Origin of the sequence: Nocardia sp. NPDC049149, assembly GCF_043197455.1 — a bacterium.
Taxonomy (GTDB): Bacteria; Actinomycetota; Actinomycetes; order Mycobacteriales; family Mycobacteriaceae; genus Nocardia.
Genome location: NZ_JBICTD010000001.1, coordinates 518,319 through 534,782, shown reverse-complemented (window position 1 = coordinate 534,782; position 16,464 = coordinate 518,319). Strand labels below are relative to the sequence as shown.

Sequence of the window (16,464 nt, the reverse complement as noted above, 5' to 3'; positions counted from 1 at the left end):
GCGCGCCGCCTGAGCAGTGCCGATGATGAGCACTTGCCCGTTGGCTCAATCGCGGGCGGGCCCGAGCACGCCGAGATCCGCAGAGAGGGTGCGAATCTCGCGGGTTCAGGATCGAGCGCGGACGCTGGGTGTTCGAACTCGCGCGAAGGGATCGGCTCAGCGCGGAGGTGGGAAGGGGAACACCTCGGGCGGGATCGTGGGGACCACGATCGGCGGAAGACCTGGCACCACAAGGGTATTCGGGCCTGGCGCGGGCGGCGGGGGCGGGGCTTCCGTGGTCTGGCGGCGCGGTGGGGGTGCGGCCACCGATTCCGCGGCAGGCGATTCCGACGGCGTCGCCGGTGCGACGACGCTCTGAGGATCGTGGGTTGTGCTGCGCGGCGTAGTGGTGGCAGGCACGGTGGGCGAGCCCTCGCTGTGCGAATCCCGTTGCAGCACCTGCGGACCGTAGCCGAGACCGAGCCCGATCGCGGCGACCACCGCGAGCGCGCTGACGGTCAGCACCGCGCCGCTGATCTCGCGCTTGCCGCGCTTGGGCGGCGTCGACAACCACGCGGGGGACAACTCGTCGTCGAGGCTGGGACTCGGCGCGATCACCTCGGGCTTGACCGGTCGTGCGAGCAGCGCGGCGCCGCGAGCGACCACGGTCTCCGGGCTTTCCGGCACGATCACCGGAACGCCCATCCAGCGCTCGAGCACCTTGGACACCAGCGGGATCCTGGCGCACCCGCCGATGGCGAGCACACCGTGCACCGGACGATCGGAGCGCGTGATCACGTCCCGCGCCATCCGCGCCGACGATTCGATCGCCAGCATGATCAGCGACTCGAAGTTCTCCTGGGCCAGCAGCACCAGGCCCTGTTCGCTCGGCAACGCGACCGCGGTGTTCGAGGACAGCTGTTCCTTGGCCTCGCGACACAGCGCGTCCAGCGCGGCGAGACCGGCCGCGTCCGGCGGATGCGCGATCCGGCCCGAGGCGATCTGCTGTTCCCGGATCAGCGAGTCGAGATAGTCGCCGCTGATATCGCTGGTGCGTTCACTGTGGCGGATCTCACGCGACTGGGTGTCCACCACGCTCACCGAGAGCCCTGAGCTGCCGAGGTCGTACACCACCAGCGAGGAAATGCCACGGATGTCACCGGTGGACTGGGCGAATTCGAGCGCGGCGCCGACCTCGGGGACGAGCTCGTAGTTGGTCAGCTGCTGGCGCGCCATCGCGGCGCGGACCGCCCGTGCGTGCTGCTCGCTGCGGTAGGCGATGGCGGTGGCGGCGATGTCAGGCGTCGTCTCCAGCGTGACGCCGATGGCCTCGGCGGCCAGCTCCTCCACCGACTGTCCGGACACCGGAATGGTCTGCAGATCGAACGAGTGCGGCTCGACGTGTCCGTGTGGGTTCCCGGTGTGCGGGCGCGCCATACGGACAGCGCCGGCCCCCACCGAAACTCCCAATACCGAACTCATCAGCTGCCCATCTCGTTCACAACTTCACGACATGCGAGCCAGCGCGAAGGCCCGCTCCCCGGACCATACCGTCGACGAGCGTCTGTGCCTACGGCAGGAGTAGTGTCCAGCCGCACATCCCGCCTTCGCGACGCAACTCTACGGTGTGCCGAGCCCCGCGTACACCCATCCGGCTGCTCGCCAGCTGGCACGATTGAGACAGTTCCGTCCGTCGATGATCGACCGCGTCCGGACGACCCGGTCCAGATCCGCTGGTTGCAGCGCCGTGAACTCGTCCCATTCGGTCAGCACCAGCACCACATCCGCGCGTTCGCACGCTTCTTTCACCGAGGTGGCGTAGTTCAAGGTCGGGAACACTCTGCGCGAATTCTCCAGTGCCTTCGGGTCATACACGGTGACCACCGCGCCGTGCAGCTGGATCATGCCTGCCACGTTCAGTGCGGGCGAATCGCGAACATCGTCCGATTCCGGCTTGAACGCGGCGCCGAGCACCGCCACATTGGCGCCGAGAAGTGAACCGCCACACGCCCGCGCGGCCATGTCGACCACCTTGGTGCGCCTGCGCATATTGATGTTGTCCACCTCGCGCAGGAACGCCACCGCGTGATCGGCGCCGAGTTCACCGGAGCGGGCCATGAACGCCCGAATGTCCTTGGGCAGGCAGCCACCGCCGAATCCCAGTCCGGCATTGAGGAATCGGCGGCCGATGCGGGCGTCGTAGCCGAGCGCGTCGGCAAGCATGGTCACGTCGGCGCCGGTGGCCTCGCAGACCTCCGACACCGCGTTGATGAACGAAATCTTGGTCGCCAGAAAGGCGTTCGCCGAGACCTTCACCAATTCGGCGGTGGCCAGGTCGGTGAGCAGGAACGGCACGTCCGCGGTGAGCAGGTCGGCGTAGATCTCGCGGACCAGCTCCTCGACCCACGTGGCGGCCGCGCGATCCCGATCCACCCCGAGCACAAGGCGATCCGGGCGCAGCGTGTCCTTCACCGCGAAGCCTTCGCGCAGGAACTCCGGGTTCCACGCCACTTCGATATCGGTCGAGGTGAGCTGTCTGGCGCGGGCGCCGAGCGCGGCGGCCGTGCCGACCGGCACCGTGGATTTGCCGATGATCACCGACGGGCGTTCCAGCATCGGCGCGAGCGTATCCACCACGGCGTGCACATATTTCAGGTCGGCGGCGTACTCGCCCTTCTTCTGCGGTGTGCCGACGCCGAGGAAATGCACATCGGCATGTGCCGCGGCTTCGGCGTAGGAGGTGGTGAATCTCAGTCGGCCGGCGTCGAGGTTGCGCCGGAGCACGTCCTCGAGACCGGGTTCGTAGAACGGCACCACACCATCGGACAGCTTCGCGACCTTGCCCGGGTCGACATCCACCCCGATGACGTCATGCCCGAGCTCGGCCATGCACGCTGCGTGCGTGGCCCCGAGGTACCCGGTTCCGAAGACTGTGCATCGCATGATCGATTGATAAGCCCTCCCGATGGCCACACCACGTCACCGAGGCAAGAGCCTGCGCAACATCTGATGTACAAGCGGCGACATCAGCCTCGCTGACCCCATCTGACCTGCGAAAACGGGGTGGCTGCGGCTATCTACCGCACGTGAGGACAGCAAGAACTCCCGGTGGGTGTGAGATCGGATCGGCGACTAGCGGCAATAGACGCATGTGCGGAAATCGGGGATTGCACAATGCGTGATTCTGTTCGTCGCAGAGCAATGCGGTGATTTCGCTGTGAGCGGCGGCCGTGGTCGCCGCGCGGCCTGGTGGCCTTGCCGGAAGTGCCTGCGGCAGTGGCACAACGAGCGATTCGATCGGTCGATTCGGGCCGTGAGCTGGCAGTTTGCTACCGGGGTTGACATTCCGCCGCGCTTCGGTGAAACTTTGTGCAGCGCCAGAAGTGCGCCTTCATCCGAACTCTCGGAAACATCCTCTCTTCCTGCGGAACTCACGGATTTCCGATTCTCGTGGCCTCGATCCCTCACCGGGATCGAGGCCACGGTCGTTTCCGCTCATCCTTCGAACTAGGAGGCAAGCGATCTTGGAAATCGTCGTCTTCCCCGACGTGGAATCCATTGTCGTGTCGTATCTTTCCGCGCAGCTCAGCGCACGGGGCGACACCGCCCTCGTCACCAGGACGGTGCCCGAATCCCCGCCGAACCGGCTGGTCCGGGTCAAGGGATTCTGGGGCGAGGACCGCGGGCGAGCACTGTCGTCCCGGTTCGTCACCGTGCAGTGCACGGATGCGACCACGACGGGTGCTGCCGATCTCGCCGAATTGTGTTTCGCGATATTGCGAATGGCGTGGCGCGATCCGTCGGTGCCCGCGATTCGCGATGTCGACAGCGTCGATGTGGTGACGATCGAACGGTCGGCGCTGCGCCTACCGGAACCGAATCCGGTCCGCCCGAGCAATCAATTCACCCTGTCCGTGCTGCTGCGCGGCAAAGCCAGATAGCACACGAGTTTCCAGGCCCGGTCCGTCATGCCTGAAAGGGGCTCTACACCATGGCAAGCACTGTCAACAACGTTTACGCGGCGATGCCGAAGTCCAGCGGCGCGGTGTTCCGCGCACCGATGGGCACCGCGGGCCCGGCGACCGCCATCGATGCGCTGAACGCGGCGTTCATCGACTGCGGCTACATCGGCGAAGACGGCTTCACCGAGTCGAACACCCGGGAAACCGAGAAGAAGAAGGCCTTCGGTGGCTCCACCGTGAAGGTGCTGCAGACCGACTACACCGCGACGCTGAAGTTCGCGTTCCTGGAGTCGACCAGCGCCGATGTGCTCAAGGCCGTGTTCGGTGACAACAACGTCACCGTGGACGCCGCCAAGGGCGATATCACCGTGAAGAAGAACAAGAAGGCGCTGCCGCACAACGCCTGGGTCATCGACACCATCGACGACGCCGTCGGCGCGATCCGCACCTTCATCCCGAACGGCCAGATCACCGCGGTCGAGGACATCGTCAAGGTGCACTCCGACGTGATCATGTACACGGTCACCATGGAGTGCTTCGAGGACGCCAACGGCAACAACATCTACGAGTACATCCACAAGAACGCGTAATTTCGCGCGCCGCTGCGGATCTCGTTCCCGATCCCGCCCGGTGAGGTTCATTCAACCCTTGGACCGGGCCTGCCCTCACCGGGCGGGCTTCGAAAGGCCCTGTCCACCAATGCAATCCGAAATCTCAGAAAGGTCCGGTCCATGATGGAAAAGTTCAGCTACACCGCCAAGAGCGGCAAGAAGATCACCCTGCCCCGCTTCGACAACATTCCGTTCGGCGTCATCCGCACCCTGCGCAAAGAGGGCGAGACCGAGCAGTTCTTCGGCCTCATCGAAGGCGTGTGCAGCGCAAAGGATCTGGCCGTCGTCGACGCGATGACCCAGGCCGAGGTGCGCGAGCTGATGACCGCATGGCAAAAGGAGTCGAGCACCGACCTGGGGGAATCCTCGGCCTCCTAGAGCTGTGTGATCAGCACGGGGAGGCGATCGAGGCCGATCTGATCCGAGCGGGCCTGCGGCTACGCGATGTCGGCTCGAAGCGCTTCACCTGGCGTGATTTCGCGGTGCTCGTCCGCGAATCGAGTTCCGACAGTGCACTTTTGCGGGCCATGCATCCCGAGCGATACCGCTGGGGCCAGGTGGAACACCTGCTTGCCGATCTGGTCGACGTGGCGAATCTGCTGCTGTGGAGCAAGACCAAGGACGGCAGCCACAACCGCAACCGACCGGCGCCCTATCCGCGGCCCGGCGTCGAGGACAAGACCAAGCGACAGGTGAAAGGCACTGCGGTGCCGATGGATCAGGTGCGCGCGCGGCTCGCGGCGCTCAAGAGCGGAACTTCCGCACCCTCCGCCGGGACATGACAGATGGAGACACCATGGCTACTACCGACCCACAGACCGAGGCCGCGGCGGCTCAGCTGTCGAACGAGGTCAGGGAAGCACTGAAGACGGCCCTGCAAGAAGCCTTCGCGCAGGCGCAGGCCGCGGCGGAGGTGGTGCCGCCGAACGCCGCCGACGAGATGAAGGAGGCGTGGCGTGGCGCGCTCAAGGACGCGTTCGGCGCCACCGCCGGCGTCATCAAGGAGTCGTTCGGCAACGCGATCAAGGATGCGGCGTCGGGTGGTGGTGGCGCGGGCAAGATCCTGACCGATGGGCTCTCGCAAGGTGTCATCGCAGGCATGCAGGATCTGGCGAGCAAGGTCGGTCTGGGCGGTGTCGTCGAGCAGGTGGCCGCGGTCGGCAACCAGTACAAGGAGTCGCTGAAGGCGATCCAGGACCAGACCAAGGCGACGGACGCGCAGATGGCGCAGGTCTCTGTCACCGCCCAGCAGGTGGGCGCGGCCCTGCCAGGCGCTTCGGCGAAGGACGCGGCGGCCGCCATGGCCGAGCTGGCCAAGAGCGGGTTCACGGTCGAGCAGGCCATGACAGCCGTCAACAGTACCTTGCAGTTGGCGGCCGCGACCAAGGTCGACGCGACGAAGGCCGCCGGGTTGCAGGCTCAGGTGCTCAAGGCATTCGGCCTGGAAGCCGGCTCCGCGGCCATCTCCGCCGACGTCCTGGCCAGCTCGGCCAGATTGATGGGTGTCAACGTCGCCGATGTCGGCAGCGCGCTGGTGGCATCGGGTAGCGGTGCGAACAAACTCGGGGTGTCCGTCGCTGATACCGCCGCCGCGATCGCCGCCTTGACGAAAGCAGGAAGCCCCGTCGGTGCGGCGGGTGCCATGATCTCCGCGGCGTTCCAGGGCATGGTGTCCGACAGCGCGCCCGCCAAGCAGGCGATCGAGCAGCTAGGTCTCACGCTGACCGATGCCAACGGCAAGTTCGTCGGCATGCCAACACTTTTCGGACAGCTGAATGCCGCGGCCAAGACCATGGCGCCGGGCATGTACGAGGCGGCGACGTCGGCTCTTTTCGGTTCCGACTCCATGCAACTCGCCACGCTCGCGGCGCAGCAGGGTGTCGGGGCGTTCGACGGCATCACCGGGGCGATCGGCAATCAGGGCGCCGCTGCCGATCTGGCGGCAGGCAACACCGCGAAACATCTCGACGCTCTCAAGAGCCTCGAAGATGTCGCATTGCGGCTTCGGCTCGCACTCGACTCCGTGACGCAGTCGATCGCGGAACGCATGGTGGCCGGGCTCGGCATGGTGAAAAACGCGGTCTCCGGCATCATCAACTTCTACCGCGAGTGGAACGACGTTATCCAGGTGCTCGGCGCCGCCATCATCGGCTTCTTCATTCCCGGGCTGGTCCGGCTCGCCGCGACAACGCTGTACGCCAAGGCTGTCACGCTGGCGAGCGCGGCCGCGGCGAAGATCATGGCCGCCGCGCAGGTGCTGTGGAATGTCGCGACGATGGGCAGCCCGCTCGGGTTGATCATCGCGGCCATCGCGGCGGTGGTCGCAGGCCTGGTCGTGTTCTTCACCAAGACCGAACTCGGTCGCAGGATTTGGGCGACGGTCTGGGACGCGATCAAATCAGCCATCGCATCCGCCTGGGAGTTCATCAAGCCCGTGTGGGACGGCTTCCTCAACGCCATGAAGGCGGTCGGCGACGCGGTGGTCTGGCTGTGGGGCACCATCATTCAGCCGATTTTCGGCCTGATCGGGCAGCTGATCCAGCTGTGGTGGAACGGCTACGTGATGACGGTGTGGAGTGCCTTCACCGCTGCCATCCAGTTGATCGGCACCGTGATCGAGTGGCTGTGGTCCAGCGTCATCCAGCCGGTTTTCGGTCTCATCGGCGAGTTCATCTCGGCCTGGTGGAACGGTGTGGTCAAGCCGATGTGGGATGGGTTCGTCGCGGTCATCCAGTTCGTCGGTGAGGCGATCAACTGGTGGTGGACGAGCATCGTTCAGCCGGTATTCGGGCTGCTCGGTGAGCTCATCTCGGCGGTGTGGAACAACATCATCAAGCCGATGTGGGACGGGTTCGTCGCGTCGATCCAGCTGGTCGGTGACATCTTCACCTGGTTGTGGTCCAGCGTCGTTCAGCCGTTGCTCGGTTTCATCGGCGAGACCATCTCGGCGGTGTGGAACAACATCATCAAGCCGATCTGGGACGGATTCGTCGCCGCGTTGCAGTTGGTGGGCAGCACGTTCCAGGCGATGTGGGATTCGTTCATCAAACCCGCGTGGGAGCTGCTCCAAGCCGGTATCCAAGCCGGCTGGACGGTCATTCAAGCGGCCATCGAAACCGGCCAGAACATCTTCAACACCTTGCGCGACACCGTGGTCGGTGCGATCAACACCATCCTGGACTACTGGAACAAGATCAAGGACATCGTCGGAACGGTCGTCGACACGGTCGGCAAGATCGGCAGCACTGTTATCAACGGCGTCACCAGCGTCATCCCCGGCTTCGCGACGGGTGGGCACATCACCGGACCAGGAACGGGCACAAGCGATTCCATTGTGGCGCGGTTGTCCGACGGCGAGTTCGTCGTCAATGCGAAGGCGACAAGCGAGCACCTCGGCCTGCTGCACGCCATCAACAGCGGCTCGATGTCGGGGTCGCCCGACGGCGGCGTTTTCGGCGACGGCGGACTGCCCGGCTTCGCCAGCGGTGGCCTGGTCAGCGCCGATCAGCTCGTCGACTTCGCCAAGGGCGTCGAAGGGGCGGTGTACAACTGGGGCGGCGTCAACTGGGGCGACTGCTCCGGCGCCATCTCCGCGCTGGCGAACTACGTTGCCGGACTGGAGCCTTTCGCCTCCCGATTCGCGACGGCGAACGAGGGCGACGCCCTGCTCGCCCGCGGATTCCAGGTCGGCACCGGTCCGGCGGGCAGCCTGCGGATCGGCTGGTACAACGGCGGCCAATTCGGCGGGCACACCGCCGCCACGTTGCCGAACGGGGTCAACTTCGAGATGGGCGGCCAGCGCGGCAACGGCCAGTACGGCGGAATGGCCTCCGGCGCCAACGATCCGATGTTCACCGATCACGCGTTCTTCCAGTTCGCGGCCGCACAGATGGCGGCGCCGACCGGAGTCGAACCGGCACAGTCGAATCCGGCGACCACCGTTCCGGTCACCAGCACGCCGGTCGCGGCGACCACCGACAACCGCTCGCCCATGGACAAACGCCAGGCTTCGACCTTCGACTCGATCCAATCGAACTTCACGAAGGCCGGAACCACGTTCAAGAACGGGATGTTCGGCGACTTCCTCAATGTCTTCGGCATCCCCGATCTCGACAGCACGCCGCTGGCGAAGGCGGCGACCGCCTGGCAGAAGTCGAGTGAGCAATTCTCCAAAGATCAAGCATCACAGGCCGAATGGCTGAAGACCAACAACACCGAAGCCCCGGCCGCCAGCACGTCGATCTACTGGGACAGCAGCCGCGGCCCCGAGCAGCTGCTCGATCTGCCTGGGCGGCTTGCCAACGCGTTGATGGGCCGGATCTCGCCGACCAAATACGACAACGGCGGTTGGCTGCAGCCCGGTTTGACGTTGGTGGAGAACAAGACCGGGCAACCCGAGCCGGTGTTCAACCCGCAGCAATGGGCGCGGATGTCGGATCTGACGCAGGGCGGCAGCAACGACAACTCGATCAACATCGAGAACGTGCACACCGGCATGACCGCCGACGATTTCCGGCGCGAGATCAACCTGCTGCAACGGGAACGCTCGCTGGGATTCGTGGGCCGGTGAAAAAGCCAGCTGTACCTACTCTTTCGACAAGGACGGATCATGCCTGAGACGCTGATCGAATTGGAGGGCCACAACGGCCAGCGCTTCACGGTGGCGGGTCCCGGTGCGGGCGCGCGCGGGGTCTACCTCGCGCCGGAGAACGACGGCACCGAGTTCGACCTGCTGTACGACGCGCCGGTGAAGACGATCTGGAATTCGACCGCCTTCCAGCTCGGCGCCAGCTACGGCGGCATGCGGGAGGAGAAGTACGAATTCACCCTCGCCTTCCATGTCATCGAATCCGCCACCGCCGCATGGCGGGACAACGATTCCGCGCTGCGCAAAGCCTTCTCCTACGAGAAGCGCTCGAAACTGTGGGTGCAGGTGGACGATTCACGCCGCAGGCTCGATGTGCAGTTGGCGTCGAACCCGCGGGTCAAGGTGGGGACCGATCCCAACGGCCGTCAGTACGGTCTGGTGCTCGTGCCGCTGGCCGCTGCTTATCCGCGCTGGATGGAAGCCGACGTGACCGCCACCTTCGTGACGACCAAGGACACCACGAACGGCAGCACCGAGATGGGGTCGGTCAAGATTGCCAACCCCACCGACACCGAGATCTGGCTGAAATGGGTGCTCCAGGGCACCGGCGCCGTCAAATGGACGCTGCCCGACTTCTCGTTCGGTGACGATCGTTTCGACCGCGCCACCAAGGACGCGGACCGGATGATCGTCATGCCGGAACTGCGGGCGAACGAGAATGTCCGGGTCGACACCGACGAGATGGCGATGGAAGGCCAGGTGGTCTCCTCGCTGGACACCGCGGTGTACCAGCGGATGAACGGCAAGATGTTCCTCTACCCAGTCCCGCCGTACACGCCGGAAACCACACTGCCGGTGGCGGTTACGGGTGCGCCGCAGGGCGCGGGTCTGCAGGTCCGCAGTCCTCGGTCGTGGACCAGGCCGTGGGGGCTGGAGTGAGCACCGTATCGACGATAGATTTCGAGGCCCAGTACGCCGCGATCATCAGGCGGCTCGAGGCCAACCGGATCAAACGGCTACGGCCGCCGCTGGTTCGGTTGTGGGACGGCAACTGGGTACTGCGCGGCCAGGTTTCGCACACATACACCGGGTCGTTTCAGGAGGTCGACTCGGAGACCGGTGTCGGCAAGATCGAAATGCCCGAGGACTACTACCTGTCCAAATGGATCATCGATCACGACGCGCGCACGACCAAGAACATCCACGTCACCGTCGACAAGGACGGCGTGCGGTGGTCGGGCCGGATGGATTCCTACGAGATCGAGAAGAACGCCACCGGCCAGACCATCGTGCGGGTGTTCTTCAAGCACGACTACGAGGAGCTCAAGCACATCATCTGCTGGAGCAATCCGTTCCTGTTCGCCGAACTCCAGTTCCCCCGCCTGTGGTTGATGTTCGGCCCCGCGAAATGGGCGCTGAAACTGACGTTGCTGGTGAACATCATGCGGCTGGAATCGTCGATCTGGATGCTGCCCGATGATCCGCTGGATCCCAAGCAGTGGTTCAACTTCGATCAGTCGACCTGGTCGATGGTGGTCAAGCCGCTCAAGATCGAGGACGACAGATCACCGTTCGCGGTGGTGCATGCACGGTTCAAGGACTTCCATAGCGTCGCCAAGAGCATTCTCGCCGACGCGCAACTGACCCCGACATTCCGGCGCTACCTCGAGGGTGACGAGCCGCCATGGCCCGGTGCCCGGCTCAAGCACGGCTGCCTGGTCATCGATATCGAGGACAAGTCCGGATGGACCTCGGGAACCTCCTTCGGCGGTGACCTTTTCCTCGGCTTGCAGCACGCGATCACCAACATCGGCAGTGACGGCAAGACCGAGAGCGTCCAAAACATCAGCGACCCAGCATTTCCCGACGAGTACTACCAGCCCGGGTGGAAGGGCACCTTGCCGTCGGCGCCGGGCATCATCTACCGGGAGACCAAACGCAACGGCATCGTCTCCTCCGGGTTCGTCGGCAGGCCCGCCACCGACGTGCAGGTCGTCACCGGTGGCCACAGCATGCCCGGTGTGAACGAATTGATCAGCGCCGCAATTCAAATGGCGGGCGACCTGATCGCGATGATGATCGGCGTCCCACCGGTCGGCGGTGCGGTCGACGCGTTGCTCAAACCGCTCTACACCGACACGGTGCTGGCCTGGATGGCGTGGAAATCACCTGCCAGGGCACAGCAACTCGGCTGGTCGCACTACAAGGAGGGGCTCGCGAGCTCATCGAGCAAGGCGTACACACTCTCGGCGCTGATCACCTTGCGCGCCAAGCTGTGGGCCACCCGCGAGCAGTTCTCCCATCAGGTGCAGGTCGCCGACGGCGCACCGTGGCTGATCGGTCAGCGCGGCAAGGGGCATTTCTATGTCGGCGATCGGATCGGCACCACCGTCAAGGGCGCGCCCAAGGGAAAGATCTACGTGGAGCGGGTATCCGAGGCCACGTTGTCCTGGAGCCGGGACCGGTCACCGTCCTGGGCGATCACCGTCGGCCACCGCGAAGAACGCGATCCCGTGGTCAAGGCCCTGGAAAAGGTGCAGGAACTGTTCGGAATCGCGCACGACCTAGGAGTGATGTAGTCATGCGTCTGCCCACCCAGCAGCTCTGCGATATGGAAAAGCCCGACGAGCACCTGCTCTGGGCGCTCGCGCAGATCGCGATGTCGCCGACCCAGCCGATGCTGCTGCAGGAATCCATCGCGCGGGTTATCTCGAAACACCTATACGAGTGTGGTTTTCGGCATCACCCCGAATTCCAGGAGAAGAAGCTGCAGGTGCCGCACCGCGGGCAGCAGCACATGCTCAACGGGTCCGCCGTCTGGGTGCCGATCGATGACGACGAGCCCGAACCGGTGGTGCTGCCGGATGTCGCGGCGATGACGGCGCACGAGCAGGAGCACATCATCAACCAGCTCAAGGAACTCGGGCGGATCGCCGACCCCGTCGAGGCCGTCGACGTCGCCGAGGAGACGAGCCTGCGCGCACTGCAGGAGGAGCAGCGATGACAACCCCGGGACAGGGCGCGCCCGACGGCGCCTTCGTGGTGCGCAGCCGGTACGGGCAGGACATCACCGAGCAGTCCGCGAAGGCGATCATGAAAGGTGGTGTGGTCAAGTCCTTCTCGGGCGCACAGGATGCCGCACACAACACCTACAACAACGTGATCGACGATCATTCGCGCAGCATCACCGAATTACGGGCCGCCTACGACAAATTGGTGTTGCAGGGCAAGGCGATCGTGTTCACCTCCAACAACACCTACACCCCGACGCCGGGCACCGTATCGATCGACCTGATCATCATCGGCGCAGGCGCCGGCGGCGGCGCGGGATGGGCGGCCGGGCTGGCCGCCTACGAGAACGGCGGCGGTGGCGGGGGCGGCGGTGGCGAGATCCATGTCAAGATTCCCGCCGCCCTGCTGGCGAAAGACAACGCAGGCAAGTTCGTGCCCATTTCGATCACCGTCGGTGCGGGTGGGCCAGGGGGTGTCGCCATCGCTGCCCCCGGAACCGGCGGTGGGAACACGATTTTCGGCAGCGGCGCCCAAGCGCTGACCGTCACCGGTGGCAACGGTGGCGGCGGCGGCGCCGAAAACGCTCTTGTCACCGGCCCCGGTGGTGCGGGTGGTGTCGGGATGATTTTCGGCGGCAACGGAGGGCGTGCGTCGGCGTCGTCGGCGTCCGGCGAGTCCGCGATGCCGACCAGGGCCGAACGCGGCGGAACGTCCATCAGCCCCTATGAGCTGTATGGCGGTGGTGGCGGCGGTGGTGGCGGCGGATCGGGCGGCCCCAGCGACGCCGGGCGCTGGCCAGGCGCGGACGGCGGCGCGGGCGGCATCGCAGCCGGTGGTAAGGGCGGAGTGAACGGTGCGCCCGGAAATCCCGGAAGCGTGCCGAGTTCCATCCTCGCGACCGGTGGCGGCGGTGGTGGCGGTGGTGGCGTCAACGGCGGCGGCAAAGGGGGCGACGGTGCCTACCCCGGTGGTGGCGGTGGTGGCGGCGGCGGTGGTCGCAGCGACGCCGCGCGTGGCAAGGGCGGCAACGGCGGCAACGGCATCGTGTACGTCATCGAGCGCGGAGCCGAGCCCAAGTGATCACCCGGCTGCTGGTGTACACGGCCAACGCCAGCTGGACCAAGCCTGCCGGGTTGTCCTACATCGACGTGTGGCTGCGCGGCGGTGGTGGCCAAGGCGGCGCGAAAACCGGTGGTGGTGGCGGTGCGGCGGTGGAGCGGATGCGGATCAAGGCCGCCGATCTCCCTGCGACGGTATCGATCTCGGTCGGTGCGGGCGGCGGTGGTGATGGTGGCGGCTCCGCCTTCGGCGAGCCACAACTGATCGCGCCCGGTGGCGCGGCCGGGACGGCGAGTGGCGGAGGGGCAGGGGGGATTTCGTTCATCGCCGGCGGCCGCGGCGGGGACTCGGGCAAGCCGGGCGAGTCCACCACGTCCAGTGCGGTCCGGCTGCTCGCCGGTGGCGGTGGCGGCGGCGGATCGGCGGCGGTTGGCGGAAAGTCCGGTCTGGCAGCCGTGTCGAGCAATCCGCCGTTCTGGCAGGCACTGCAATCGGGAGCGGGCGGCAACAGCGGTCAGCCGGGCGGCTTTCCCGCAGGGGGTGGCGGCGCGGGCGCCGCGGGCGCGAACGGTGTCGTCACCGTCGTCGAATATCTAGAGGAGAACTGAGATGACAATCAAGAAGGCCACCCTGCATATAGACGCTGTCGGCGGCTATGTCGGCCCGGCCCGTTGCTACCGCCTCGATCCCCCGAAGCAGTTCGAGGGCGAGGCCGTCGAGTACGTGACGATCTGGCTGCAGCAGCCGTTCGCGCACCAGTCGCCCGAGGTCGGCCTCGTCGCGGCTACCGAAACCGGTGCCGCCGCAGCACGATCGGTGCAGCGAATGCCGGGTTCGTTTGTCCTGCACGATAACCCGGAGACCCCGGACTATATCGACGGCGCATACCGCATGGCCCTCGGTCTGCTCGGCGGCTATGCGATCGCCGACTCGACCGAGGCATAGCCCGATTACTCGACACCGAAACGGCCCGGAGAGATCCGGGCCGTTTTGTTGTTTCCGGCTACATGCGATTGAGCAGGTCTTGCTTCTTCGCGGCGAACTCGGCGTCGGTGAGGATGCCCGATGCGTGTAGATCGGCCAGTTGGCGGATCTGGTCGGCGATATTCGGTGCTGGTGCTGGTGCTGGTGCTGGTGCCAGGGCCGGGGCGGGCTGGGTGGTCGGGTTGGCCACGGACTGCCTGATCGCGTCGGCCAGCGGTGCCAGATCGTCCTTCTTGACCTTGGCGATCGTCGCGGTGTTGCCGGAGGCGAAGATTTTCAGCTCGCCGGTGCGCAGACCGGAGCTGGTTTGTACCGAAGAGATTGTGCGCAGCGGGAAGTCTTCCAGGCGCTTGCGGATCATGCCGTGGAAGAGGAACAGTACGCGGTGATCGGTGAGGACCACGATGCCCTCATCGCCTTCGTAGGTGCCCTGAGCGATGAAACGGACCGTCTCCTCGGCACGCAGATGTTCGCCGAGATGGCCGATCTCCTGAATGCCGCCCCACGTTGCGCCCATTCGGGCGGTTGCGGCGACCACGTCGGGGCGGCCCTGCGGCCCAGCGTAGACCTGCGCGGCCCGCTCCTTGCTTGCCGCCGCGCGCGCCCGCTGGCGGTCGACCCGGTTGGTTCCGGAGTCGTAATCGACTGCGCTGGAATCGATCCCCATCGCCTGGTTCTGCTGCACCACCGAGAGCAGCCACTTGTGCAGCTCACGGAACTGCGTGGCCTGCTTGGAGCCGAAGACGATCGCATCGGAATCGCTCGGCGTGTTGATGCCGCGGTCGACCGCTGGATTACCGCCGAGGCCGAGTTGCAGGTAGCCGTTCTTCAACGCGCTCGGTTCCCGGAAGAGCACACCTGAGATCGCGGCCAGCGGAATGCGCCGCGGTTCGACCTTGCCGAAGCCGACCCTGGCGTTGAGCCCCTCTCTGGTGATGACGATGGCGTTGTTCTCCACTGTGATCTGACCGGTCGACCCCTCGTATCGCAACGCTGTTTTCCTTCGCTCCCGCGGGGACACCAGCCGCCCCCCATCCGCACGAATCATCACACGACCGAATCGCCCTCGCCACTGCCACATTCGCCGCTTTCCGGGTGCTGAGCGGCTGCGGCGTTGCCCACTGCTCGCGATGCGGCTGCGGTGTGCCGACGCCGAGGAAATGACCTGGGGAGATGCGGTTAGCATCGATCGGGTGCGACGTCGCCGCTCGGTCAGGATCGGGGTCGTTCTCGTGGTACTCGGCGCCGTGATCATTGCCGCGCTCTGGCCGGTCTATGTTCGTCCACAGACCGACGGTCCGGCGGCCGCGGACGCGATTCTGGTTCTCGGTGGTGCGCACGACGGCCGCGAGCAGCTCGGGCTTCGGCTGGCCCATGCGGGTTTCGCGCCTCGGGTCCTGCTTTCCGACCCCTATACGAACAGTGCGATGGTCAATCGAATCTGCCACGGCGGCTATACGTTTCAGGTCATCTGCTTCGACCCCGCGCCGCGCACCACCCGTGGTGAAGGCCGGTATCTCGCGCAGCTCGCCCGCGCCAACGCGTGGCGCAGGGTCATCGTTGTCACCTTTACCCCGCATATTTCCCGTGCCCGCTACATTCTCGGAAAGTGCTGGTCGGGGGAGTTGTTGTTCGTCGATCCGCGGCCGCGGCTTTCGGTGGTGCGCTGGGCCTACGACTACGGCTATCAGTCCGTCGGTTATGGCAAAGCATTCTTCGAGGATTGCTAGCCGACGGCTACTGCCGGAAATAGGAGTGCCCGAGGCTCCCCCCTTCGGAGCCTCGGGCCCGACCGCAACGGTGTTGCTCCAGGTGCGCTACAAAGTTGCGGCCGGTCTATCCCCTCCGCGCTGATCGCCATCGCGCCGGGTGGTCGATGGCGATCATTCCCCTCGGTTCTTCCGCTGATCCTGCCCGTGTCGGGTGCGGGCCGGACGGAAGTTCAGCAGCTCGAACTGCCTCGAACTGCTGGTACATAGTCGTACCACGTGGTGGGATGACGAGGTCACAGGCGGTTTCAGTGTGAGACCTCGTACCGGTAACTCGATTATTGCTGATATTTGGACAGTTGACCAAAACGTCGTGGTGGCGGTTGGTGACCTCCGGCGGGCACGCGTGTGGTTTCGAGAGCGGCAACGTGACGTTGTGGTTTATTGCAGGCCACCGCTAGGTAACGGGAATCGGATATCTCGGTGAAGGAGTTATTCGCCCGGTGTCGAGTCGATCGAATCAGGGTGGGGCACTTGTTGAAACGCAAGATGTCTGCTGC

At 65.4% G+C, this 16,464-nt stretch carries 15 protein-coding genes; 12 read left to right on the top strand and 3 right to left on the bottom strand.

The window, feature by feature from the left end; all coding sequences use genetic code 11:
• Positions 1-156: 156 nt before the first annotated feature.
• Together ACGFNJ_RS02580 and ACGFNJ_RS02575 are read right to left on the bottom strand one after the other, a co-directional pair.
• Positions 157-1,461 carry an Hsp70 family protein gene (locus tag ACGFNJ_RS02580; protein ID WP_393442581.1) on the bottom strand — a complete coding sequence of 435 codons (1,305 nt, stop codon included), beginning with the start codon at positions 1,459-1,461 and terminating at the stop codon, positions 157-159.
• Positions 1,462-1,599: 138 nt separating this feature from the next.
• Positions 1,600-2,922: a UDP-glucose dehydrogenase family protein gene (locus ACGFNJ_RS02575; RefSeq protein ID WP_393442579.1), complete on the bottom strand. Its 1,323-nt coding sequence runs from the start codon at positions 2,920-2,922 to the stop codon at positions 1,600-1,602.
• A 581-nt stretch (positions 2,923-3,503) separates the two neighbouring features.
• Between ACGFNJ_RS02575 and ACGFNJ_RS02570 the strand changes: the two genes are divergently transcribed.
• The 11 genes from ACGFNJ_RS02570 (at position 3,504) to ACGFNJ_RS02520 (ending at position 14,156) form a co-directional block, all read left to right on the top strand.
• Positions 3,504-3,920, top strand: a complete 417-nt coding sequence (locus ACGFNJ_RS02570) for a hypothetical protein (protein WP_393442577.1) — start codon at positions 3,504-3,506, stop codon at positions 3,918-3,920.
• Positions 3,921-3,970: 50 nt separating this feature from the next.
• The gene (locus ACGFNJ_RS02565; protein ID WP_393442575.1) at positions 3,971-4,531 is read left to right on the top strand and encodes a hypothetical protein; all 561 of its coding nucleotides are present in this window, start codon (positions 3,971-3,973) and stop codon (positions 4,529-4,531) included.
• A gap of 141 nt (positions 4,532-4,672) precedes the next feature.
• Complete coding sequence (locus ACGFNJ_RS02560) at positions 4,673-4,930, top strand: hypothetical protein (protein WP_393442573.1); 258 nt, start codon at positions 4,673-4,675, stop codon at positions 4,928-4,930.
• Positions 4,882-5,334 (top strand): DUF5361 domain-containing protein, encoded by a 453-nt coding sequence (locus ACGFNJ_RS02555; RefSeq protein WP_393442571.1) that lies wholly within the window; start codon positions 4,882-4,884, stop codon positions 5,332-5,334. The genes ACGFNJ_RS02560 and ACGFNJ_RS02555 overlap by 49 nt, the downstream gene beginning before the upstream one ends.
• Positions 5,335-5,348: 14 nt before the next feature.
• The gene (locus tag ACGFNJ_RS02550) at positions 5,349-9,122 is read left to right on the top strand and encodes a phage tail tape measure protein (RefSeq protein ID WP_393442569.1); all 3,774 of its coding nucleotides are present in this window, start codon (positions 5,349-5,351) and stop codon (positions 9,120-9,122) included.
• A 39-nt stretch (positions 9,123-9,161) separates the two neighbouring features.
• On the top strand, positions 9,162-10,079 hold the full coding sequence (locus ACGFNJ_RS02545; RefSeq protein ID WP_393442567.1) for a phage tail protein: 918 nt from the start codon (positions 9,162-9,164) through the stop codon (positions 10,077-10,079).
• Positions 10,076-11,719: a phage tail protein gene (locus ACGFNJ_RS02540; RefSeq protein WP_393442565.1), complete on the top strand. Its 1,644-nt coding sequence runs from the start codon at positions 10,076-10,078 to the stop codon at positions 11,717-11,719. The genes ACGFNJ_RS02545 and ACGFNJ_RS02540 overlap by 4 nt, the downstream gene beginning before the upstream one ends.
• A 2-nt stretch (positions 11,720-11,721) precedes the next feature.
• Positions 11,722-12,144: a DUF2744 domain-containing protein gene (locus tag ACGFNJ_RS02535; RefSeq protein WP_393442563.1), complete on the top strand. Its 423-nt coding sequence runs from the start codon at positions 11,722-11,724 to the stop codon at positions 12,142-12,144.
• Complete coding sequence (locus ACGFNJ_RS02530; protein WP_393442561.1) at positions 12,141-13,232, top strand: glycine-rich domain-containing protein; 1,092 nt, start codon at positions 12,141-12,143, stop codon at positions 13,230-13,232. Before ACGFNJ_RS02535 ends, ACGFNJ_RS02530 begins: the two co-directional genes overlap by 4 nt.
• Positions 13,229-13,819, top strand: a complete 591-nt coding sequence (locus ACGFNJ_RS02525) for a hypothetical protein (RefSeq protein ID WP_393442559.1) — start codon at positions 13,229-13,231, stop codon at positions 13,817-13,819. The genes ACGFNJ_RS02530 and ACGFNJ_RS02525 overlap by 4 nt, the downstream gene beginning before the upstream one ends.
• Before the next feature lies 1 nt (position 13,820).
• Positions 13,821-14,156: a hypothetical protein gene (locus tag ACGFNJ_RS02520; RefSeq protein ID WP_393442557.1), complete on the top strand. Its 336-nt coding sequence runs from the start codon at positions 13,821-13,823 to the stop codon at positions 14,154-14,156.
• 58 nt (positions 14,157-14,214) lie between these two features.
• Here ACGFNJ_RS02520 and ACGFNJ_RS02515 read toward each other — a convergent pair whose 3' ends face one another.
• Positions 14,215-15,186, bottom strand: a complete 972-nt coding sequence (locus ACGFNJ_RS02515) for a PH domain-containing protein (protein ID WP_393442555.1) — start codon at positions 15,184-15,186, stop codon at positions 14,215-14,217.
• 202 nt (positions 15,187-15,388) lie between these two features.
• Between ACGFNJ_RS02515 and ACGFNJ_RS02510 the strand changes: the two genes are divergently transcribed.
• A complete protein-coding gene (locus tag ACGFNJ_RS02510; protein ID WP_393442553.1) occupies positions 15,389-15,925 on the top strand; it encodes a YdcF family protein in 537 nt (178 codons plus the stop codon).
• Positions 15,926-16,464: the final 539 nt, after the last annotated feature.

Excerpts from the sequence above, each read along its gene's own strand:
- ACGFNJ_RS02575 (WP_393442579.1), bottom strand. The coding sequence starts at position 2,922 with ATGCGATGCACAGTCTTCGGAACCGGGTACCTCGGGGCCACGCACGCA.
- ACGFNJ_RS02550 (WP_393442569.1), top strand. The coding sequence starts at position 5,349 with ATGGCTACTACCGACCCACAGACCGAGGCCGCGGCGGCTCAGCTGTCG.
- ACGFNJ_RS02565 (WP_393442575.1), top strand. The coding sequence starts at position 3,971 with ATGGCAAGCACTGTCAACAACGTTTACGCGGCGATGCCGAAGTCCAGC.
- ACGFNJ_RS02555 (WP_393442571.1), top strand. The coding sequence starts at position 4,882 with ATGGCAAAAGGAGTCGAGCACCGACCTGGGGGAATCCTCGGCCTCCTA.
- ACGFNJ_RS02530 (WP_393442561.1), top strand. The coding sequence starts at position 12,141 with ATGACAACCCCGGGACAGGGCGCGCCCGACGGCGCCTTCGTGGTGCGC.
- ACGFNJ_RS02580 (WP_393442581.1), bottom strand. The coding sequence starts at position 1,461 with ATGAGTTCGGTATTGGGAGTTTCGGTGGGGGCCGGCGCTGTCCGTATG.
- ACGFNJ_RS02560 (WP_393442573.1), top strand. The coding sequence starts at position 4,673 with ATGATGGAAAAGTTCAGCTACACCGCCAAGAGCGGCAAGAAGATCACC.
- ACGFNJ_RS02545 (WP_393442567.1), top strand. The coding sequence starts at position 9,162 with ATGCCTGAGACGCTGATCGAATTGGAGGGCCACAACGGCCAGCGCTTC.
- ACGFNJ_RS02535 (WP_393442563.1), top strand. The coding sequence starts at position 11,722 with ATGCGTCTGCCCACCCAGCAGCTCTGCGATATGGAAAAGCCCGACGAG.
- ACGFNJ_RS02520 (WP_393442557.1), top strand. The coding sequence starts at position 13,821 with ATGACAATCAAGAAGGCCACCCTGCATATAGACGCTGTCGGCGGCTAT.